Genomic DNA, 21,482 nt, shown 5'->3' with positions numbered 1-21,482 from the left:
AGCGCCATCACCCGCAAGGCCGGGCCTTTGAAAAATAGACGGCTGACCGATTATTCGCAAAGCCTGTTACACAACGGTGTATTCGGTGGATTTCCGATAAAAAAAGCTCCCTTTTTGGGCGAATTCCGGTATAGTGCGCGCCGGCCTTTAACCGGGCCGCGTTTAGGTAGCGCAATTCCCCGAAGCCAGCTTCGGCTGCACGTCCGCCCAGCGGACTCTTCCTTGACGATTCTTTTCATTCATTCGTTTTCGCAAATCCCCGCCGACAAAGCTGCCAGGGCGACTCTTGAGTCTCAACACGGCATGTGCAGCTTTGGAGCATGGGTCTTTGCGGATGCACTTAGAGGCAGACCCATGACCCAGGAAATCGGCGGCTTCGCCGCTCTTGAACTTCATCCAAATATTGTCGCTGCAGTAGTCGCTACCGGCTATGAAGAGCCTTCGGCCATTCAGCAGCAGTCGATCCCGATCATTCTCGCCGGTCACGATATGATTGGTCAGGCGCAAACCGGTACCGGTAAAACCGCTGCCTTTGCCCTGCCAATTCTGCACCGCATTGATCCGTCCAAGCGCGAGCCGCAAGCTCTGATCCTGGCCCCAACTCGTGAGTTGGCGCTACAAGTTGCAACCGCTTTCGAAACCTACGCCAAGCAAATGCCGGGCGTGACTGTTGTGGCTGTCTACGGCGGCGCGCCGATGGGCCCACAATTGAAAGCAATCCGTAATGGCGCACAAATTGTTGTCGCCACTCCGGGCCGTCTGTGCGACCACCTGCGTCGCGACGAAAAAGTACTGGCGACCGTGAACCACCTGGTTCTCGACGAAGCCGACGAAATGCTCAAACTGGGCTTCATGGACGACCTGGAAGTCATCTTCAAGGCCATGCCGGAAACCCGTCAGACCGTACTGTTCTCGGCAACCTTGCCTCAATCGATCCGTGCCATCGCCGAACGCCACCTGCGCGATCCGAAGCACGTCAAGATTCAGAGCAAGACCCAGACCGTTACCGCGATCGAGCAGGCTCACCTGCTGGTTCATGCTGACCAGAAGACTTCGGCCGTTCTCAGCTTGCTGGAAGTGGAAGATTTCGACGCCCTGATCATGTTCGTGCGCACCAAGCAAGCGACCCTGGATCTGGCCAGTGCCCTGGAAGCCAAAGGCTACAAAGCCGCTGCGCTGAATGGTGACATCGCCCAGAACCAGCGTGAGCGCGTGATCGATTCCCTCAAGGATGGCCGTCTGGACATCGTTGTGGCGACCGACGTTGCCGCTCGTGGCCTGGACGTTCCGCGCATCACTCACGTGTTCAACGTTGACATGCCGTACGACCCAGAGTCCTACGTTCACCGTATCGGCCGTACCGGCCGTGCCGGTCGCGAAGGTCGTGCACTGCTGCTGGTGACTCCTCGTGAGCGCCGCATGCTGCAAGTGATCGAGCGTGTAACCGGTCAAAAGGTTGCTGAAGTTCGCCTGCCGGACGCTCAAGCCGTTCTGGATGCGCGCATCAAGAAACTGACCAACAGCCTGTCGCCGCTGGTGGCCGAGGCCGAATCGACTCACGGTGATCTGCTCGATCGTCTGACCGCCGACATCGGTTGCAGCCCGCGTGCCCTGGCTGCTGCCCTGCTGCGCAAGGCAACCAACGGTCAAGCGCTGAACCTGGCCGCTATCGAGAAAGAACGTCCACTGGTGCCGAACAACGCACCGCGTGGCGATCGTCCAGAGCGTTCCGGTGATCGTCCTGAGCGTGGTGACCGCGAGCGTCGTGCTCCAATGCCGCTGGGCGAAGGCCGTGCACGTTGCCGTACCGCGCTGGGTGCGCGTGACGGTATCGCCGCCAAGAACCTGCTGGGTGCCATCCTCAACGAAGGTGGTCTGGCGCGTGAAGCGATCGGTCGCATCCAGGTGCGTGACAGCTTCAGCCTCGTCGAACTGCCGGAAGATGGTCTTGAAAAGTTGCTGACCAAGCTGAAGGACACTCGCGTTGCCGGCAAGCAGTTGAAGCTGCGTCGCTACCGCGAAGATTGATCCGCTCTCGAGCTGATTGATCGAACATAAAAAATCCCCGACTGGTTCGGGGATTTTTTTGTCTGTTGATTTGTGTTCGGCGTTCGAATGGTGTTGCAGCCATCGCGAGCAGGCTCGCTCCCACATTGGAATGCGATCCCCCCCCTGTGTGCGAGCCTGCTCGCGATGGGGGCGACTCGGTTCTTGGGTTAACCGAAGCGGTAGATGTCCATCCCTAGCGCGCCCATGGTGAACCCCAGGTGGGCAACCCCGAACTGCCCGCCCGCGGCCCGGGCAAAGTACAACGGCAACAAGTGCTCATCACTCGGATGATTGCGTACAGCGTTCGGCGCCTGCGCGCGATAGTCATGCAGTGCGGCTTCATCGTTCGCGGCGAGTTTCTCGATCATCCAGTCGCGAAATGCCAGAGCCCAGGGTTCAACGCTCTCGGGGCCGGCATGCCAGTCCAGTTCCCGCAGGTTGTGAGTGATGCTGCCGGAACCGATCAGCAGCACGCCGTGCTCGCGCAAGCTGGCCAGCGCGTGGCCGACGCGGGTCTGCAGGGCGGGGCCGCCACGGGTGGGCAGCGAAACCTGGACAATCGGGATGTCTGCCTGCGGGTACATCAGCGATAAAGGCACCCAGACACCATGATCGAAAGGCCGATTGCTGTCGATACGTGCAGGAAAACCAGCGGTTTTCAGTAACTCGGCAACCTCTGCGGCGAGTCGTGGGTCGCCGGGAGCCGGGTACTGGACTTCGAACAGGGCTTTGGGGAAGCCGCCGAAGTCATGCCAGGTTTCCGGTTGCGGGTTACCGCTGACCAGCAACTCATTGCTTTCCCAGTGTGCAGAAACAATCACGATGGCTTTGGGCTTCGGTATTTCGGCCGCCAGGCGAGCGAGTGCCGGCCCGCTGGCACCGGGTTCCAGGGCGAGCATGGGGGAGCCGTGGGATATGTACAGGCTGGGGAACATGAATGAGCTCCTGAGAGTTAAGATGCAACATCTTCAGTCAGATCATTAATCTAAATCTAATATAAGTTTTAGGGTGTTTTGATCGAATTTTCGGGGTTATTTATGCAGCCGGAGTTTTGGCACAAGAAATGGGCGGCGAACCAGATCGGCTTTCACCTGCCGCAGGTGAACCCTCATCTGAAACGGTTCTGGCCAGCGTTAAGCCTTGAAGAAGGCGCGCGCGTGTTGGTGCCGTTATGTGGAAAAAGCCTGGATTTGCTCTGGCTCGCCCATCAAGGCCATGAGGTCCTGGGAGTCGAACTGTCGGAAAAAGCCGTCGAGGAGTTTTTCAGCGAACATGGCTTTGATCCAGCCGTCAGCGAGCAGGGGCCGTTCAAGGTCTATCGGGCAGGCTCCATTGAGCTGTGGTGCGGCGATTTCTTCGAGCTGACGGCAGGTGATGTTGCCGATTGCTCCGCGCTTTATGATCGCGCGGCGTTGATCGCACTGCCGGCGGAAATGCGAGAGCGCTATGCCGCCCATTTGAAGCGGATACTGCCGAAGGAATCCCTTGGACTGCTGATTACCCTGGACTATGACCAGGCGCAAATGCCCGGCCCGCCGTTTGCTGTACTCGATGATGAGGTGCTGCGGTTGTTCGGGGACTCATGGGCGCTGAAGATCCTGGAAGATCAGGATGTGTTGAGCGAGAGCGGGAAATTCCTGGAGGCGGGTGTTACGCGGCTGGAGGAGCGGGTGTATCGGGTTTCCACGCGGTAATTTGTAGCGACAGTTCTGGCCTCATCGCGAGCAGGCTCACTCCTACAAGGGGTCTGCATCGTTCACAAATCACCTGTAGGAGTGAGCCTGCTCGCGATGAGGCCCTCACACACACCAATAATTAGCAGACAAAAAAAGGCCCGCATCGCTGCGGGCCTTTTCATTTTTGCCGTGAAGTCTCTTAGCCGCGACGACGAGCCAGCGCATCAATACGCTCTTCCAGCGGCGGGTGGCTCATGAACATGCGAGCGAACCCTTGCTTGATGCCACCGTTGATGCCGAAGGCGTTCAGGGTGTCGGGCATGTGCACCGGCAGCCCTTGTTCCGCCCGCAGGCGTTGCAGGGCACCAATCATCGCGGCGGTGCCGGCCAGGTTTGCACCGGCTTCGTCGGCACGGAATTCGCGCTTGCGCGAGAACCACATGACGATGGCGCTGGCCAGGATGCCCAAAACCAGTTCGGCGAAGATGGTCGCCACATAGTAGGCGATGCCCTGGCCTTCTTCGTTCTTGAAGATCACCTTGTCGACGAAATTGCCGATGATCCGTGCGAAGAACATCACGAAGGTGTTTACCACGCCCTGGATCAGCGCCAGGGTAACCATGTCGCCGTTGGCAACGTGGCCGATTTCGTGGGCCAGTACGGCTTTCACTTCATCCGGCGAGAAACGCTCGAGCAAACCCTGGCTGACCGCGACCAATGCGTCGTTCTTGTTCCAGCCAGTGGCGAAGGCGTTCGCCTCGTAGGCCGGGAAGATACCGACTTCGGGCATCTTGATCCCGGCTTCGCGGGACAGTTGCTCGACGGTTTGCAGAAGCCATTGCTCGTGACGGGTGCGTGGCTGGGTGATGATCTGGGTGCTGGTGCTCATCTTCGCCATCCACTTGGAGATGAACAGCGAGAACAGCGAACCTGCGAAACCAAAGACCGCACAGAAAATCAGCAGCTGATTGAGGTTGAGATCAACCCCATTGGCCGCCATGAACCCGTTGAAGCCGAAAAGGCTCAGGGTGATGCTGGCAATCAGCACGACCGCCAGGTTAGTGGCCAAGAACAGCAGGATGCGCATCATGGTTGTAGAAATCTCCTCAAGCTAAAGATGTAGCGTACTGCGGGGTATATAAGGTGCTGCACCGGGGTATTCAACCGGGTGACTATTTCAAACTGTGTCCTACGGCAACAGTCTAGCTGCTTGCAGGGCATTTCCGACAAGTATGCGGGAAGTGTTTGTCAGTCAATTCATGTCGAAGGCCCCGCCTTTGTTAGGCACGAGCAGGCAAGGCGCTGTCCGGCAGCGAAAAAGCGACTGCCAGTGGCGCAATGCAAACAAATGTTGCCGGATGAATCACCGTGCGACGTTCGGGGCGTCGCACGGTGACGGACCGCTTATTGGCGGTAGGACTTGAGGAAGCCGCCGATGCGTCCGATGGCCATTTCCAGGTCATCGACACGGGGCAGGGTCACGACGCGGAAGTGGTCTGGCCATGGCCAGTTGAACGCGGTGCCTTGAACCACCAGCAGCTTTTCGGAGAGCAGCAGGTCGAGGACGAACTTTTCGTCGTTGTGGATCGGGCAGACCTTTGGGTCGATCCGCGGGAACGCATACAGCGCGCCCATCGGCTTGACGCAGCTCACGCCCGGAATGTCGTTGAGCAACTCCCAGGTGCGGTTGCGTTGCTCCAGCAGGCGGCCCTGGGGCAGCACCAGGTCATTGATGCTCTGATAGCCACCCAGGGCGGTCTGGATCGCATGCTGGCTCGGTACGTTGGCGCACAGACGCATGTTCGCCAGCATGTCGATGCCTTCGATGTAGCTCTGGGCGTGGTGTTTCGGGCCGGAAATGGCGATCCAGCCGGAACGGAAACCGGCCACGCGATAGGACTTGGACAGACCGTTGAAGGTCAGGCACAGCAGGTCCGGCGCCAGGGAGGCGGTGCAGATGTGCACGGCGTCGTCGTAGAGGATCTTGTCGTAGATCTCGTCGGAGAACACCACCAGGTTGTGCTGGCGGGCCAGTTCCAGCATGCCCAGCAGCACTTCCTTCGAATACACCGCGCCGGTCGGGTTATTCGGGTTGATGATCACCAGGGCCTTGGTGTTCGGGGTGATCTTGGCCTTGATGTCAGCCAGGTCCGGCCACCAGTTGGCCTGCTCGTCGCACAGGTAATGCACCGGATTGCCGCCAGACAGGCTCACGGCTGCGGTCCACAATGGATAGTCCGGCGCTGGCACCAGCACTTCGTCGCCATTGTTGAGCAGCGCCTGCATCGACATCACGATCAGTTCGGAAACGCCGTTGCCCAGGTAGATGTCTTCAATGCCGACGCCTTCCACCTGCTTTTGCTGGTAGTACTGCATGACGGCCTTGCGCGCACTGAACAGGCCCTTGGAATCGCTGTAGCCCTGGGCGGTCGGCAGGTTGCGGATCACGTCCTGGAGGATTTCATCCGGTGCTTCGAAACCAAAGGGCGCCGGGTTGCCGATGTTCAGCTTGAGGATGCGATGGCCTTCCTCTTCCAGGCGCTTGGCGTGCTTGAGCACCGGGCCGCGAATGTCGTAGCAGACGTTGGCGAGCTTGTTCGATTTGCTGACCTGCATGGCGATGTGTTCCCGAAAATGAACGATCCAGACGGCGTTTGGGCAACCGTGCTGGGAATCCTGCGTATTCACACAGGCCTGACGCCTTGAGATGCAGCACCCATATTTCCGTTTGAATGCGCGTGGTCTGGCTGCCAGACTGGCGTTTGACGAGGCGCAATCATACGTGCCGCCCGATCCGTGGAAAAGGTACAGATCGGGCTTTTTCAGCCGCTGAGGTGTGATGATGGAAAAGTTGGAAAAAACCCTGGAAGAATGGAAGGCGATGCTCGACCCGGAGCAGTACAACGTGTGCCGCCTCAAAGGCACCGAACGTCCGTTTTCCGGCAAATACAACGCCACCAAGACCGACGGCATCTACCACTGCATCTGCTGCCGCGAACCGCTGTTCGACTCCAGCACCAAATTCGATTCCGGTTGCGGCTGGCCAAGTTTCTACGCGCCGATCGGCGACAGCGCCATGACCGAAATCCGCGATGTCAGCCACGGCATGATCCGCACCGAAGTGGTCTGCGCCAAATGCGACGCGCATCTTGGCCACGTGTTCCCCGACGGCCCGCCCCCGACGGGCCTGCGCTATTGCATCAATTCGGTGTGCCTGGAACTGGTGCCCCGCGAGTAATGCGAGCCCTGTAGGAGCGAGCCTGCTCGCGATGGTCGTCAACGATAACGCGGGAAGCCTGGTGCCCCGAGTTGTTCTCTGGTCCATTGCGAGCAAGCTCGCTCCTACAGTGGATTGGCGTTCGATAATTTAAATTGCACACAATTCAATTGCTCGCTATTTTGTTGGTTCTTCCATTCGTTCGGAACCTCAAACATGAGCGACAACCTGCTGAGCATCCCTTGCACCACGATCAAGGGTGAGCAAAAGACCCTGGCGGATTTCGCCGGCAAGGCCGTGCTGGTGGTCAACACCGCCAGCAAGTGCGGTTTCACTCCGCAGTACAAGGGCCTGGAAGAGCTGTGGCAAACCTACAAGGACCAGGGCCTGGTGGTGCTCGGCTTTCCCTGCAACCAGTTCGGCAAGCAAGAGCCGGGTAACGAAGGAGCGATCTCCGAGTTCTGCGAGCTGAACTTCGGTGTCAGCTTTCCGCTGTTCAAAAAGATCGATGTCAACGGTGCCGATGCCCATCCGCTGTTCGTGCAATTGAAAAAGCGCGCACCGGGGGTGCTGGGTTCCCAGGGCATCAAGTGGAACTTCACCAAGTTCCTGATCGGCAAGGACGGGCAACTGGTCAAGCGCTTCGCTCCGGCGACCAAGCCGCAGGACCTGACCCGCGAGATCGAAGCCCTGCTCAAATGAATACCTTGTCAGTCGATTCCCTGAAGCTCGACAGCCAGTTGTGTTTCAAGTTGTACGCGGCTTCCCGGGCGGTGATTCGCGCCTACAAGCCCATGCTCGATCAGTTGGGCCTGACTTACCCTCAGTACCTGGCGATGCTGGTGTTGTGGGAGTGGCAGGAAGCGGCCCCGGAGCAACCGACCGTCAAGGCATTGGGCGAGCGCCTGGCCCTGGATTCCGGCACGCTGACACCCTTGCTCAAGCGCCTGGAACAACTGCAACTGGTGCAGCGTCAGCGTTCGGCGCGCGATGAGCGTGAAGTGCACCTGAGCCTGTCGCCAACCGGCACGGCCTTGCGCGACCGGGTCGGCCCGCTCAAGGCGCGCCTGTTGTGCGACAGTGGGGTCGATCTGAATCGTCTAAACGAGTTGCGCGATGGTCTCGATCACCTGTTGGGGCAGATCAAGGCACTGTCGTAGGGGGGATCCACAGGTCCAGCAGGGCGGCCAGTTCTTCGCGCCGGAAGGGTTTGGCCAGGTAGTCGCTCATGCCCGCGGCACGACAGCGTTCGCGCTCCTCCGACATGGCGTTGGCCGTCAGGGCGACGATGGGCAGTTGAGGCCAGCGTCCGCTGCGGCGGATTTGCCGGCTGGCTTCATAGCCGTCCATCACCGGCATGTTGCAGTCCATCAGCACCAGGTCGAATTCCCGTTGCTCGAGCTGGTCAAGGGCCTCGCCACCATGAGCCGCGGTGGTGACCTCGCAGCCGAGTTTGCCGAGCATGCCCTTGGCCACCAACTGGTTGACCGGATTATCTTCCACCAATAGTACGCTCCCGCGGCGTTGCGGGCATTGTGTGTCGAGTCGGGCCTCGTTGACCGGGTGGGTTTGCGGTTGCAGGATCCGCCGCAACGTCTGAAGCAGCGTATTGCGGGCCAAGGGGCGGGCCTGTTGTTGCAGGGGGGCGAGGGCGTTGACCTCTTCGCCGGGCATGAAGTTGCCATACGCGGTAATCAGCAGGATCGGCGCGCTGAGGTTGGGGCGCAGATTGAACAGGCATTCGGGGCAGTCGGTGATGAGCACGTCGGCTGTCAGGCCAAGCAGTGGGTCATCGATGGAACGCCGTTCATAGTCCAGCCCCCAGACAGGCAACAAGCTGTTCAACATTTCCCCCAGCCCGCTGCTGGCGGCTGTGATGGCAATGACTTTGCCCTTGAGCGAAACAGCAGGTATTGCACGGGTATGACCGGGCAATGGCAAGTCCGCGCAGAACTGGCTGCCAAACCCCGCCTCGGAGCTGATCGTCAGGCGCCCCTGCATGGCTTCGCAAAGGTTGTAGGTCAGGGCCAGGCCCAGCCCGGTACCGCCAAATTGTCGGGTAATACCGGCGCCGGCCTGGGTGAAAGGCTGGAGGATCTTGACCTGGGCATCCTGGGGGATGCCGATGCCGGTGTCGCACACTTCGATCCTGACGCCATCGCCGAACGTCGACAGGCGCACGTCGACCCGTCCGAAACGGGTGAACTTCAACGCGTTGGACAGCAGATTACTGACGATCTGCCGCACCCGGGTCGGATCGCCGAGCACCAGTGCCGGGAAATCCGGGTCGATCAGGCAGGTCAGTTCGACGCTGGGGGCAGCGTTCTGTGACAACAGGTTGGCGGTGTCTTCGATCAGCGAACCGAGGTCGAAGGGGATGTGTTCGAGTTCGAGTTGGCCGGCATCGAACTTCGACAAATCGAGAATATCGTTGAGCAATTCCACCAGCACTTTGCCCGAGTCATGGGCGATCGACAGTTGCTGCTGTTGTTCGGGGTTCAGCGGTCCGTCGAGGGACAGCGCGATCATCCCGAGCAAGCCATTGAGGGGGGTGCGGATTTCATGGCTCATGTTGGCCAGGAACACCGAGCGGGCTTCGGCCATGTCGAGGGCGGTACTGCGCGCGACTTCCAGTTCCTCGTTGGACTGGCTCAGCCGGGCGTTGATCGCCTTGAGTTCGGCAGTGCGGGCCGAGACGATGTTTTCCAGTTGGCCCAGATACTCGGTCAGGCGGTTTTCCGCGTTGCGCCGCTGCTGGATTTCGGTGGCGATGTTCTTGAATTGCTGGTTGGCAGCCTTGACCAGCACGCCGATCTCATCGTTGGCGTGCCCGGAGGGGCACTCCAGTGAGGTCGATTCGTTGCTGCTCGGGTCGCGACCGCTGAGTTCACGGATGACCCGTACCAGGGGTTTGGTCAGCATCACATAGAACAGCGCCAGCAGGATGCCGGACAGCAGCAGGCTGCGGGCGAAGCCATTGAGCAGGGTCACTTCGGCCCGGCGCAGGAACCGGTCGCCGAAGGCGTAAGTGTCGACGCTCAGGCGCAGCGTACCCAGGGATTCGTTGGGCATATGATCCAGGTAAAGCCGGTCTTCGAACTGTCGGTTGGCGCCGAACAGGAAGTCACTGAGCATCCGGTAACCGTTTTCCACGCCGGGCCGCTTGACGTTGGCCAGCACGGTGCCGTTGTTGTCGGTCAGTTTCGCGCCAATGATCGCCGGCGAGCGCAGCAGGCCCTGGGTCAGTTCCTTGGAGAGTTCGGCGTCGATGTTGTACGCGATTCGCGAGGCCGGGTTGTGGCTGATTTCCAGCAATGAAAGGATTTCACGATTGATGGAGGCGTCTTCACTGGCATAATCGATGCCTATTTGCAGCAGGCTGAGCAGCGTACCCAGAATGAAACCGACCAGCACGGTAAGCCGGGCTTGCTTGAATGACAGCCGGTTGGTGAATTTGATGTCCATGGGGGGGTGAACCACTTCCGTTTCCTTTCGCTGCTCAAGCATAGTCGATCATGCCTGCCTGCTGATGTTCTCGCGAGGCCTGTATTGTGGGAGCCGCCGCTTGTGTGACGCTGTGTTTCGTCGCTGTATCACCATCATTACTGTGAACGAGCCCGAGGAGAAGTCGTGGATTCCCGATTGAATGCTTTTCTTGAACGTGCCGATGCCGTTCTGGCCCGTATCGAGCCGTTGCTGCCGGCCCCCCGGCCAGCCATCGACTGGACGCAATGCCTGGCCGCGCGCTGGCAGCGTGAGTCGCGCGGCGGTTATCTGATGCCGCTGGAGGTCAGCCTCGACATGCGTTTGTCGGACCTGATCGGCGTCGACCGGCAAGTCGAGCAGCTTGGGCGCAATACCCAACAGTTCCTCGATGGCATGCCGGCCAACCACGCCTTGCTCTGGGGCTCGCGCGGCACAGGCAAGTCGTCGCTGGTGCGCGCCTTGTTGGCTGAGCACGCTCAAGCCGGCTTGCGCTTGATCGAGATTGAACGTGATCACCTGGCGGACCTGCCGCGGGTGGTCGAACAGATCGGCAAGCTGCCCCAGCGTTTCGTGCTGTTTTGCGATGACCTCTCGTTCGAGTCGGGCGAGGGTGATTACCGAGTGCTCAAGAGTGTCCTCGATGGCTCGCTGGAACAGGCACCGGACAACGTTTTGCTGTACGCCACGTCCAACCGTCGCCACCTGGTGCCGGAAAAGGAAAGTGACAACGAAAACTGGAAACGGGTTGACGGCGAACTGCATCCGAGCGAAGCGGTGGAAGACAAGATCGCGCTATCGGACCGTTTCGGTTTGTGGCTGTCGTTCTATCCGTTTACCCAGGAACACTTCCTCGACGTCGTCGAGCACTGGATCGGCCAGTTGGCTGGCAAGGCCGGACTGGCGTGGCAGCGCACCGAGGAGCTGGACATTCTGGCGGTGCGCTGGGCCACCGGCCGAGGCAATCGCAATGGGCGTTGCGCCTATCAATTTGCCCGTTATTGGGTCGGGCTGAAGCTGTTGGAGCACAAGGCATGATCGATTTACAAAAGAGCGGCCAAGGCCTCGAAGGCTACGGCATGCTGCAGGCGCAGCTTGAATCCTTGTTGGCGGACGAGCGGGATTTCATCGCCAATGCCGCACAGTTCTCGGCGTTTCTGTTCAACCAACTCGATGACTTGAATTGGGCCGGTTTCTACCTCAACCGTCATGAAGAACTGGTGCTGGGCCCGTTTCAGGGGCAGATCGCTTGTGTACGGATTCCGTTTGGTCGCGGCGTTTGCGGAGCGGCGGCAGCCACCCGGCAGACTCAACGAGTCGAAGATGTGCACGCGTTCCCCGGTCACATTGCCTGCGACAGCGCCTCGAACAGCGAATTGGTGGTGCCGCTGGTCAAGGACGGCCGATTGATCGGCGTGCTTGACCTCGACAGTCCGAAACTCGCGCGTTTCACCGCGCAGGACCAGGCTGGAATCGAACAACTGGCGGCGATTTTCCTGCGCCTGACCGACTGCTGATCAAGACGCCAGGCCGGCCTTGGCCAGCAGGCCCGAGGCGTCCACCGCATCGATCTGCCCAGGGTCGAGGAAGCGCCTGGCGTACTGCAGATAGACCTGTGTCTTGATGAACAGCCCGAACACCTCCGGGTCGATGTGGGCATCACGGCACATCAACGCCATGATGCCCAGCGCCTCGCTCAAGGTCTTGGCTTTTTTGTAGGGGCGGTCGGCGGCCGTCAAGGCTTCGAAGATATCGGCAATCGCCATCATCCGCGCCGGCAGGCTCATTTCTTCTCGCTTCAAGCGTTTCGGATACCCGGTGCCGTCCATTTTTTCGTGATGCCCGCCGGCTATTTCCGCGATGTTGCGCAAGTGCTCGGGGAACGGCAGATGGTTGAGCATCAGGATCGTCTGAACGATGTGGTTATTGATGACATAACGCTCCTCGCTCGTCAGTGTGCCCCGGACAATGCTCAGGTTGTACAGCTCGCCCCGGTTGTATTTGTGGGGTGGAACGTCGAGTTTGAAGCCCAGGGGATTGTCTTGCGGTATCACTTCGTTATCGCTGCGCTCGAACAGATGCTCGGGTTTGTCCGCCAGTAACGATTCGCTGACGGGCAGGGTAGGGGCGGGCGTTCGGGCCTGACGCCGGTTTTCTTCCCAGGACACGCCCAGCCGGTCATCCAGGGTTCGGGTCCAGGTGCGTTCAGCCAGGCAGCGCAGGCGTTGCAGGTCAGCGTCGGCCATGGCTTCACCGCCGAGATTGCATCGGGCCACGAAGGCGAAATCATCATCCAGCCCGGCCAGGCTGGCATTGCGCAATTCTGCCAGCGCTGGCTCGTCCCCCCCCAGGGCAATGGCCTGCCAGTAGCTGATCCAGGTATCACGCTTGAGTACCTCGAAGCGGGTACGGATTTCGTGGATGCGATCGGTCAGGGTTTCCAGTTTCGTGGCTTTGTCGACAACGTATTCCGGGGTGGTGACTTTGCCGCAATCGTGCAGCCAGGCGGCGATGTGCAGTGCCTCCCATTCATCTTCGGTTGGTTGATAAGCGCTGAAGGCGGGCTCCTGGCTGTCTGCCGCCGCTTGGGCGAGCATCAGGGTCAGTTCCGGAACGCGCTGGCAATGGCCCCCGGTGTAGGGGCTTTTGGCGTCGATGGCGCCGGCCAGCAGTTGAATGAAGGCGTCCAGCAGCTGTTTTTGCCGGGCTTGCAGGCGCTGGCTCTCGATGCACACGGCGGCCGCGCCGGACACCGCCTTGAGAAACGCAATGCGGTCCGGCCGCAGTTTGTCCAGATCGCTCTGCTCGCCGCTGTCGGCCAACAGCAATACCAGCACGCCCACGGTTTCGTTGTGACGATTGTGCAGGCGGATACCGATCAGATGGACCCGGGGACTTTCCAGGGCGAGCAGGATTTTCTGCAGGTCACCCGCCTGCTCGAAACCCAGGTTGCTGACGACAGTGTCGACGTTGGCCAACTGGTGCAGCCATGGGGGGCTTTGCGGGTTCTTGAGCGAGTGTCCGCTGATGTCGAAGGTTTGCAGGTTTTCGGCGGTGTTGTTGATGACCAGTCCATGGGGTTCCATGTGCTCGCCGTCACCTTCGCGCAAATAGATCAGGCCGGCCTGGGCCTGACCGATTTTCACGGTTTCAAACAACACCCGTTCCAGCAGCGGGGCGAAACGGGTTTCGGCGCTGAGGCTGTCTGTGATCTGGAAGAAGCTCGCCAGGGTGTCTTTCATCCGTGCCATCGACACACTCAATTGGTCGACTTCGAGCACCGGCGAGCGACGGGAAAGCGGAAAATTGAAATCGAAACTGCGAATCGCATCGGCCTCCTGCACCAGTGCGCGCAAGGGTTTGACCAGAACTCTTGACGTCAGCCAACCCAGCGGTACGCATAACAGCAGGGTAGCCAGGGTAATGAGCGCACCTTGCCAGCGCATCCGGTACGCGTCGACGAGCAACTCGTCTTCCGGCACCAGCAGCGCCAGTTGCAGGCCTTGGGGGCCGCCTTCCTGCATGCTGCCGCGGGCCACGATCCACTGCCGGCCGCTGGCGTTCAGGCGACTTCCCTGAGGGGGACTGTTGAGCAACGCACCCAGGCTGGGGCTCAGGTCCGCCGCCTTGATCAGACGGGACGTCTGATCATCGATGATCAGCCTGCGGCTGTCCGGGTAGGCAATGGCATTGCCTTCGGCATCGAACAGGACGATTTCGGTATTGGGGGTCACGACGTGCTTGGCCAGGGTCGCGCTGAGTTCGGCCAGGGTCAGGTCAGCGGCCAGGATTGCCTTGTCACCGCTACGTCGTGCCAGCGTCGTGCCGATGTTGTGGGTGGAAAAGAAGATATAGGGTTCGGTGGTGATCTGGGCATTGTCGACGCGGGCGCTGGTAAACCAGGCGCGGTTGCGAGGATCGTAGGTGTCGTTCAGGTTGTCCTGACGGCTGACAAGTGTCAGGTTCCGGTCGAAAAACAACGACTGGGAGTGGGCCTGCCCGCTGCTGTCGTGCTCGATGCTCCAGACCTGGTAAACCGCCGTGTCCGGGGCCTTGACCAGGTTTTTGACCTCTGGGGTACGCAGCGGGCGGACCATGAAAAAGTCGCCATTGTCGTAGCCCAGGTACAGCGAAGCCAGGTTGGGGTTGTCCTCGAGTGACTGGCTGAACGGTTCGAGCAGTGCCAGGCGTTGTTCCAGATCAGGGGACTGGCCCGCCGGATTGAGTGCCAACAGGCTTAACAGATGACGAATGGGGTCATAGGTCGCGTGCAGGTCCAGCCGGACATCCTGCTCGATGCGGTTGAAGAGTTTTTCACTGCTGGACAAGATGATCTGTGTGGTTTGCCGGTAGTTGAAAAGCCCCAGCACCACCCCGGTCAGCAACAACAAAAAGGTGAACATCACGCTGATATGGACATGCAGCGGAAACCTTCGTGGATCCGTGCGCAGTGGGTCAGGCATTGCGGGTTTCTCCATGATGGTCAACACACTGCCGAGGGACCAAGCATAGTTAAGGCTCTGGCATTTTGCCTTGGTCGTAATGCTCGATCTGACGTAGCAATGCGTCCTCCAGCTCAAGCATTACGCGCTCCATGGATTTACAGCATCCGGCCACTTCTTCGCGATCGAAATCCTCATGGCAGGCGGCTTCGAGTGCCTCGCAGCAGTCGATCAGGCGGGAGGCCTGAACTATCCGGGCCGCGCCTTTGATTTTGTGGGCAATGTCTCGCAGCGCTTGCGTATCCCCTGAGCTGGATAGCGACAACAGCGTCGGCAGATCCTGGCGGTTGCTGCTCACCAGTTCGTTCAGCAATCGTCGGTTCAACACCGGGTTGCCCCCGGTCAGCTGTTTCAATCCGTGAAGGCTGAACGCCGGGGCTGCATGGGTGGGTTCAATGCCTTGCACCCATTGACTCAAGGCCCCGAGGCTGAGGGGTTTGAACAGGCAGTCGTTCATACCTGCCTGTTTGCAGCGTTGTATTTCTTCCGGTTGGGCATTGGCGGTAAAGCCAAGAACGGTACAGGGAGGGCGATGGAGTTGTCGCTCATGCTGGCGAATGGCACGTGCCAGCTCGTAACCGTTCATGACCGGCATGTTGCAATCGGCGATCACCAGATCAAAAGACTGGTCTTTCCATGCCTCCAATCCCTCCTGTCCATCGGCCGCGACAGTGAATCGATGCCCAAGAAACTCCAGTTGCTGGCATGTGAGCAATCGATTGGCCGAGTGATCGTCGACTACCAGAACATTCAATGGGGTTGTGGCGACGACGACTTGGGTTTCGACAACTTGGGCCAACTGTTGCAGCGGCAACGTCTCCAGCTGCAACAACACCTCCACTTGGGTGCCGATGCCCGGCTCGCTGTGCAATTGCAGGCTGCCGCCCATCATCTCGCAGAGATTGCGGCTGATCACCAGCCCCAGCCCTGCGCCTCCCCTGGCCGATTGCATGGCGTGGTCGGCCTGGGCGAAGGGTTCGAACAGGCGTTGTTGATCCTGTTCGCTGATCCCGATACCACTGTCGTGAACCTGCAGCCGCATCTGAACACGCTCAGGTTGCGTTGCCGGGTGCAGGTCGACAATGACCCGGACCTGACCTTGTTCGGTAAACTTGATGGCATTGCTGATCAGGTTGGACAGCACCTGCTTGAAGCGCAACGGATCCAGCAACACATCGAAGTTCGGGTTCGCCGATGAAAACTCCAGTACCAGTTCGAGTTCCTTCTGTCGGGCCAGGCCTTCGAAAATCCGCGTGACCGAGGTCACGAGTTCACCCGGATTGACCCGCTCCGGACTCAGGCTCAATCGGCCTGATTCGATTCTGGCGATGTCCAGAATGTCGCCGATCAATTCCAGCAACCCTTTCGCCGAGTGGTAGGCGACATCGATGGCCGGACGCTCCGGGTGCTGATGATCAAGACGCTTGAGTGTCAGTTCAAGCATGCCGATGATTGCATTCATCGGTGTGCGGATCTCATGGCTCATCGTGGCCAGGAACGTGCTTTTGGCCCGGTTGGCGTTATCGGCGCGCTCTTTCGCGCAACGCAGATCATCGAGCAGTTGCCGCCGTTCGCTGATGTCGATCCAGCCACCGATAATGCCTTGCACTTTTGCGCTGGAATCCCGATAGGGAAGAATCCAGTGGTAGATCGTCAGTCGCCGGCCACCAATGTGCAGCTCGCGATCGACGATCAACGGTCTGCCCTCGGCCACCACGCGCTGGTAGTCGGCCTGGTACTCCCGGGCTTCGAACACATTGCTCATCGATCCCTGCATGACGCTTTTGCCGATGACATCTTCACGCCGGGCGCAGAACGCTTGCAGGTAACTGTCGTTGCAACTTTGCAGCAGCCCCTGGCGATCACGCACGTAGATCGGATGGGGTGTGCCATTGACCAGCGATCGCATGAACTCGAATTGATCGTTCAGCGCACGCTCGGCCGCCTTGCGTTGCTTGATCTGGCGTCGCATGTAGTCGTTCCACGCAACGGAAATCAGCAACAGCACGCCTGCACCGATGACGATTTGGTAGAACAGTCTTTGATAGTTGCGCCAGGTGCTTTGCGAGGACGCCGAATAGCCGCGCCAGCGACTGTTGATGATGCCCAGTTCTTCCGGCGAGATGCTCAGCAGCGCCTTGTCGAGAATGGCGTTCAGCTCTTTGGCGCCCCGAGCGGTGGCAAGGGAAAACGCGGCCTGTTCGGTGCCGATGGTGGTGCTGATTTGCAATGTGTGCTCGAACAGTCGCGAGGAAATGAAATAATTGGCAATGACCAGTGAGTTCACCGCGCCCTCGGCCTGGCCTTCGGCAAGTAACTCCACGGCGCTGAAGGTGTCCGGGGTTTCGATCAACTTGATCCGGGGAAACTCTCTGCGCAGGTAATCCATGAGTGGATTACCGCGGGCAATGCTCAGGCGCTTGTCCTGCAACTGCGCGAGGTTGGTCGGGCTGTCGGCTGCTTTGCGGGTCAGCAGGACGTAGGAGTTTTCCAGAAAGGGGCGGGTAAAGTTCAGCTGGGTTTGACGTTCGGCGCTGGGGAGCAACGCGGCAATCACATCTACCCTGTTGTCCTTGATCTGTTGGATCATCTCGTCATCGCTTCGACTGCTCCGGATATCGAAGCGCAAGCCGGTACGCAGCCTGATCAGCTCAAGCAGATCCGCGGTGACGCCACGAAAGTTGCCATTGCTATCGAAAAATGTCAGTGGCGCAAAGGCTTCGTTGACGACAACGCGCACAATCGGGTGGTGGCTCAGCCAGCGTTCCTCCCGGTCGGTGAGTTGCAGCTTTTGATCGGTCAGCAGAATGTCGCTGCCGGCGCTCCAGCGTTTGGCGATGTTTTCCCGTTCACTGGAGGGGATGGCCGTGATCATCGCGTTGATGATGCCGAGCAGTTCGGGATTGTTCCGGTTGACGGCGAAGCTGAAGCCAAAGGCTTCATGTTTGCCGAAGTTGGCCATGCGGATGTTGTTCAGGTACCCCTTGTTGATCATGTAGTGAGTTGAAATGGTGTCACCGAGAAACACGTCCGCCTGATCGAAAGCAACGGCATTGATCGCATTCTGGTAAGACGGATAGGACGTGATGATCGCCTTCGGGTACAACGCCTTGACTTCCGCCAGCGGCAAGTAGTGATACACCATGCTCAGGCGCAATCCGGCCAGACCATCGGTGAGGGATCGGGTTTCCCCTTCGCGGGTCACCAGTACGGGTTGGTCGACGGCATAGGGTATGGACAGGGCAATGTCAGCATTGCCGGCTTCGAATCCATTGGCGGTGCCCAGCAGATCGACATCGCCGTTCTCCAGCGCAGCGATCGCGGCCCCTCGGGAATCGAAACGCTGAACCGTGACGGGCAAACCGGTTACTTTTTCCAGGAGACCGGCGTAATCGGCGGTAAACCCTTCATAGTCCCGGCCACTGGTGGTCAGGTCGAATGGGGGATAGTCCGGGGCCGACGTACCGAGCGTCAGTTGTTTTTTTTGTGTTATCCATTGTTGCTGGGATTCATCCAGCCGAACCTCCAGCGCTCCGACCTTCGAGCGGCTGAGCAACGTGTAGTTTTCATTGCCCGGTGCCCCGAACAACGAGGTGCTCACGCATAGACCTGCGGTCAGTTGAATCAGATAGACCTTCAAACGGCTGGGCATCCAGATTCTCACACTAGCGCGTTACGTTTTGCCATCTCGATCAGTTCAACCAGGGATTTGGCTTTGAGTTTCTGCATGAGGCGCTTTTTGTAGGTGCTTACGGTCTTGTTGCTCAGAAACATGCCCTTGGCGATTTCCTTGTTTGTGCGGCCCTGGGCAAAAAGTTGCAAGACCATCAGTTCCCGGTCATTTACCGATTTGAACAGTTCCAGTTCGATGCAGCGTGTTTCATCTCCGCGGACGGGGTTCAAGGCCTCACTGGGGAAATAGTTGTAACCTGCAAATACCGCTTTTATGGCGCTGACCAGTTCACTGATGTCCTCTTGTTTGCAGACATAGCCCGATGCGCCCGATTGCATGCAACGAATACCGAAAAGTGTCGGGCATTGTGCTGTCAGTACCAGTGTTTTAAGGGGGGTGCTCATTGCATTGAATCGGGACAGCACTTCCAGACCATCCAGTTTTGGAATGCTGATGTCGAGAATGACCAGGTCCGGCATACATTCGCGAACCATCTGCATGGCGTCGACCCCATTGTCAGTTTCGCCGACGACTTTGTAACCTTCATGTTCCAGTAACATTCGAACGGCAAGGCGGATAACGGGGTGATCGTCGACAATAAAAACGGAGTTCATAATCAAGTCCCATACGAGCTCAAATAAAGCGCGCACCATAGCTCAGATAGTTGAAGAGGCGCATGAACTGACTGACCTGTAGCAGCAATATAGGAAAAGTCCTACATATTAAAAAGAATAGGACTACGCATTAACTAGGTTTCTTATTAGGAAGGCTGAAAAAAGTCCAGCATTTGGGTGCGATTTAAAGGGGGGTTGTTGGTAAGTTTTGTTTTGTATGTTTGCTGGTTTTTATAAGTGTTTTTTTATAGTTTTGCTGAGGTCAACAAGTCTCTAAATTCAGATTGTTTCAATGGTTTTATCAAGTAACCCAATAATGGCAGCGCATGTGAAATGGCCGTTTTTTCAAGTTCATCCAGTTCAGAGGTCGTCAGGCTACTCAGAATGATTGCCTGTCTAATCAGCCCTCGCTGGCTGGCGAACCGGACCAGATCGAGCCCCTTCAGATCGGGCAGGCATTGATCGCATAAAAGGATGTCGAACGGTTGATCGGCCTCGAGCATTTGCTGCACGGCGCCTTTGGCGCTGTCGGTGGTCGTCAGTCGGGTGAAGCCATAACTTTCCAGCAGGTATTGAGTGGCTATTAGTTGGAAGGGGTGGTCTTCTACCACGAGGATGTGTAGATCGTCTTCGGCCATGGGGAACACTTCATCTGTCGAACAGAAGGGAGGGCGATTGTTTCGCGAGCGTTCCGGGCAAGCGATCAGTTTGCTCGCCATGTGCTGTAGGGCGATTCGACGAAACTTGAGTGCTGTTGGATGTTGAAGGGGGGATCGGCCATAACGAATGCCGTAATGGCTGATCAATCCATTCTCCTCAGTGGCTGGCACGGCCGGTCATTTCCAGGGCCATGTCACTGGCATAGCTGTCGGTCATACCGGCTATGAAATCAATCATGCGCAAAAACGAGGTATGCAACGGGCCGTGAGGATCGGGTGCATTGTTGCCCAGCAGGTCAAGGATGCGGCGGCTCTTGAACGACGGCGTACGCCCGTTGTGCTGCTCCAGCGCGGCACCGCAAAAGGCGTTGAGCAGGATTTCCAGCGTGGTGTAGGCGCCGATCTCGTGCAGGGTCTTGCGCTTGTCCTGGAAAATTTTCTTGCGGGCCATGTCCTTGGCATTGAGTACGCAACGCTTGGCGGGACCGTGCATGTGTTCCACCAGATCGCCGGGCAGCGTACCGGCCAGCAGCGCATCCTGTTGCTCGACGAAGGCGCGGGCCGCGGCATTGGTCAAGTGCTCGATGGCTTTACCGCGCAGGATCGCCAGTTTGCGCCGGCGCGAATCGTCGGGACCGAGCTGGCGATAGGTCTCCGGCAAGTCATCGCCCACCAGACCCAGCAGCAGGGATTCGACTTCGGCATATTCGAGCAACTCCATTTCCAGGCCGTCTTCCAGATCGATCAGCGCATAGCAGATGTCGTCGGCGGCCTCCATCAGGTACACCAGCGGGTGCCGCGCCCAACGTTGCTCCTCCAGTTGTGGCAAGCCGAGTTTATGGGCGATCTGCTCCAGCAGTGGCAGCTCGCTCTGATAACAGCCGAACTTGTGTTTCTTGTAGCCCAGCGAGTCGGCGTGCCTGGCTGTCCATGGATACTTCAGGTACGTGCCCAGCGTTGCATAGGTCAGGCGGGTGCCGCCGTCAAACTGGTGATACTCCAGTTGAGTGAGTACCCGAAAGCCTTGGGCATTGCCTTCGAAATTCAGGAAGTCATTGCGCTCGGCCTCACTCATGGCATCCAGCCAGCCGCGGCCGGCGGCTTGCTGGAACCAATGACGGATCGCGTCTTCACCGGAATGGCCGAACGGCGGGTTGCCGATGTCATGTGCCAGGCAGGCCGATTGCACCACCATCCCCAGGTCGCTGGGTTCGCACCATTCGGGCAGAGTCCTGCGGATGGTTTCGCCGACGCGCATGCCCAGCGAACGACCCACACAGCTGACTTCCAGCGAGTGGGTCAGGCGCGTATGAATGTGATCATTGCTGGACACCGGATGGACCTGGGTCTTGCGCCCGAGGCGGCGGAAAGCCCCCGAGAAAATGATGCGGTCGTGGTCTTTGTGAAAAGGGCTGCGGCCGAGTTCTTCAGGGCTGTGCAGAGGTTTTCCGAGGCGTTCGCGGGTAAGCAGTGTGTGCCAATCCAAGGCGGGTCTCTCCGTCAGGTGTCTGATGGCCTAGCTTCCCGTTTCGCGCCATGACCTGCAAGCGGAACTACAACCCGGCGGCGTCGATATCGAGGCCTCCTTGCAAGATCATGTCCTGGAGGG

The 21,482-nt window shown here is 58.8% G+C and carries 16 protein-coding genes; 7 read left to right on the top strand and 9 right to left on the bottom strand.

The genetic code is table 11. The annotated features are described in order from the left end of the window. Positions 1-354 precede the first annotated feature (354 nt). On the top strand, positions 355-2,028 hold the full coding sequence (locus AC3ITA_RS20445; protein WP_007973525.1) for a DEAD/DEAH box helicase: 1,674 nt from the start codon (positions 355-357) through the stop codon (positions 2,026-2,028). 188 nt (positions 2,029-2,216) lie between these two features. Here the strand turns inward: AC3ITA_RS20445 and AC3ITA_RS20440 are convergent, their stop codons facing one another. After that, a complete protein-coding gene (locus tag AC3ITA_RS20440) occupies positions 2,217-2,984 on the bottom strand; it encodes a DODA-type extradiol aromatic ring-opening family dioxygenase (protein ID WP_095944941.1) in 768 nt (255 codons plus the stop codon). Between the two features lie 102 nt (positions 2,985-3,086). On the opposite strand from AC3ITA_RS20440, the gene AC3ITA_RS20435 reads away from it, so the two are divergent. Then, complete coding sequence (locus AC3ITA_RS20435) at positions 3,087-3,743, top strand: thiopurine S-methyltransferase (RefSeq protein ID WP_095944940.1); 657 nt, start codon at positions 3,087-3,089, stop codon at positions 3,741-3,743. 181 nt (positions 3,744-3,924) lie between these two features. Here the strand turns inward: AC3ITA_RS20435 and htpX are convergent, their stop codons facing one another. Both htpX and AC3ITA_RS20425 read right to left on the bottom strand, forming a co-directional pair. Next, entirely contained in the window at positions 3,925-4,815 is an 891-nt protein-coding gene (gene htpX / locus AC3ITA_RS20430; protein WP_007973520.1) for a protease HtpX, read from the bottom strand. A 314-nt stretch (positions 4,816-5,129) separates the two neighbouring features. Next, positions 5,130-6,341 carry a pyridoxal phosphate-dependent aminotransferase gene (locus AC3ITA_RS20425; RefSeq protein ID WP_007973513.1) on the bottom strand — a complete coding sequence of 404 codons (1,212 nt, stop codon included), beginning with the start codon at positions 6,339-6,341 and terminating at the stop codon, positions 5,130-5,132. Positions 6,342-6,567: 226 nt separating this feature from the next. Between AC3ITA_RS20425 and msrB the strand changes: the two genes are divergently transcribed. The 3 genes from msrB to AC3ITA_RS20410 all read left to right on the top strand — a co-directional run bounded on the left by msrB (position 6,568) and on the right by AC3ITA_RS20410 (position 8,102). Next, the gene (gene msrB, locus AC3ITA_RS20420; protein ID WP_095944939.1) at positions 6,568-6,963 is read left to right on the top strand and encodes a peptide-methionine (R)-S-oxide reductase MsrB; all 396 of its coding nucleotides are present in this window, start codon (positions 6,568-6,570) and stop codon (positions 6,961-6,963) included. Between the two features lie 195 nt (positions 6,964-7,158). Continuing rightward, positions 7,159-7,644, top strand: coding sequence for a glutathione peroxidase (locus tag AC3ITA_RS20415; RefSeq protein WP_056727098.1), 486 nt, complete (start codon positions 7,159-7,161; stop codon positions 7,642-7,644). Then, the gene (locus AC3ITA_RS20410; RefSeq protein WP_095944938.1) at positions 7,641-8,102 is read left to right on the top strand and encodes a MarR family winged helix-turn-helix transcriptional regulator; all 462 of its coding nucleotides are present in this window, start codon (positions 7,641-7,643) and stop codon (positions 8,100-8,102) included. The genes AC3ITA_RS20415 and AC3ITA_RS20410 overlap by 4 nt, the downstream gene beginning before the upstream one ends. Here the strand turns inward: AC3ITA_RS20410 and AC3ITA_RS20405 are convergent. Beyond that, positions 8,086-10,449, bottom strand: coding sequence for a hybrid sensor histidine kinase/response regulator (locus AC3ITA_RS20405; protein WP_095944937.1), 2,364 nt, complete (start codon positions 10,447-10,449; stop codon positions 8,086-8,088). The genes AC3ITA_RS20410 and AC3ITA_RS20405 overlap by 17 nt on opposite strands. Before the next feature lie 123 nt (positions 10,450-10,572). On the opposite strand from AC3ITA_RS20405, the gene AC3ITA_RS20400 reads away from it, so the two are divergent. Continuing rightward, on the top strand, positions 10,573-11,463 hold the full coding sequence (locus AC3ITA_RS20400; RefSeq protein WP_095944936.1) for an ATP-binding protein: 891 nt from the start codon (positions 10,573-10,575) through the stop codon (positions 11,461-11,463). Further along, positions 11,460-11,942, top strand: coding sequence for a GAF domain-containing protein (locus tag AC3ITA_RS20395; RefSeq protein ID WP_095944935.1), 483 nt, complete (start codon positions 11,460-11,462; stop codon positions 11,940-11,942). The genes AC3ITA_RS20400 and AC3ITA_RS20395 overlap by 4 nt, the downstream gene beginning before the upstream one ends. Here AC3ITA_RS20395 and AC3ITA_RS20390 read toward each other — a convergent pair whose 3' ends face one another. From AC3ITA_RS20390 to AC3ITA_RS20370, 5 genes are all read right to left on the bottom strand, one after another. Continuing rightward, entirely contained in the window at positions 11,943-14,888 is a 2,946-nt protein-coding gene (locus tag AC3ITA_RS20390) for an HD domain-containing phosphohydrolase (RefSeq protein WP_489278305.1), read from the bottom strand. A 49-nt stretch (positions 14,889-14,937) separates the two neighbouring features. Continuing rightward, a complete protein-coding gene (locus tag AC3ITA_RS20385) occupies positions 14,938-18,579 on the bottom strand; it encodes a transporter substrate-binding domain-containing protein (protein WP_489278304.1) in 3,642 nt (1,213 codons plus the stop codon). Positions 18,580-18,587: 8 nt separating this feature from the next. Further along, positions 18,588-19,214, bottom strand: coding sequence for a response regulator transcription factor (locus AC3ITA_RS20380; protein ID WP_008002663.1), 627 nt, complete (start codon positions 19,212-19,214; stop codon positions 18,588-18,590). 245 nt (positions 19,215-19,459) lie between these two features. Continuing rightward, positions 19,460-19,852, bottom strand: coding sequence for a response regulator (locus tag AC3ITA_RS20375; RefSeq protein ID WP_150673636.1), 393 nt, complete (start codon positions 19,850-19,852; stop codon positions 19,460-19,462). Positions 19,853-20,030: 178 nt separating this feature from the next. Next, positions 20,031-21,359 (bottom strand): deoxyguanosinetriphosphate triphosphohydrolase, encoded by a 1,329-nt coding sequence (locus AC3ITA_RS20370; protein WP_008049102.1) that lies wholly within the window; start codon positions 21,357-21,359, stop codon positions 20,031-20,033. Positions 21,360-21,482 lie beyond the last annotated feature (123 nt).

The sequence above is a fragment of the Pseudomonas sp. GL_090 genome (genome assembly GCF_057837765.1).
This window is presented reverse-complemented; position numbering and strand designations above follow the sequence as displayed.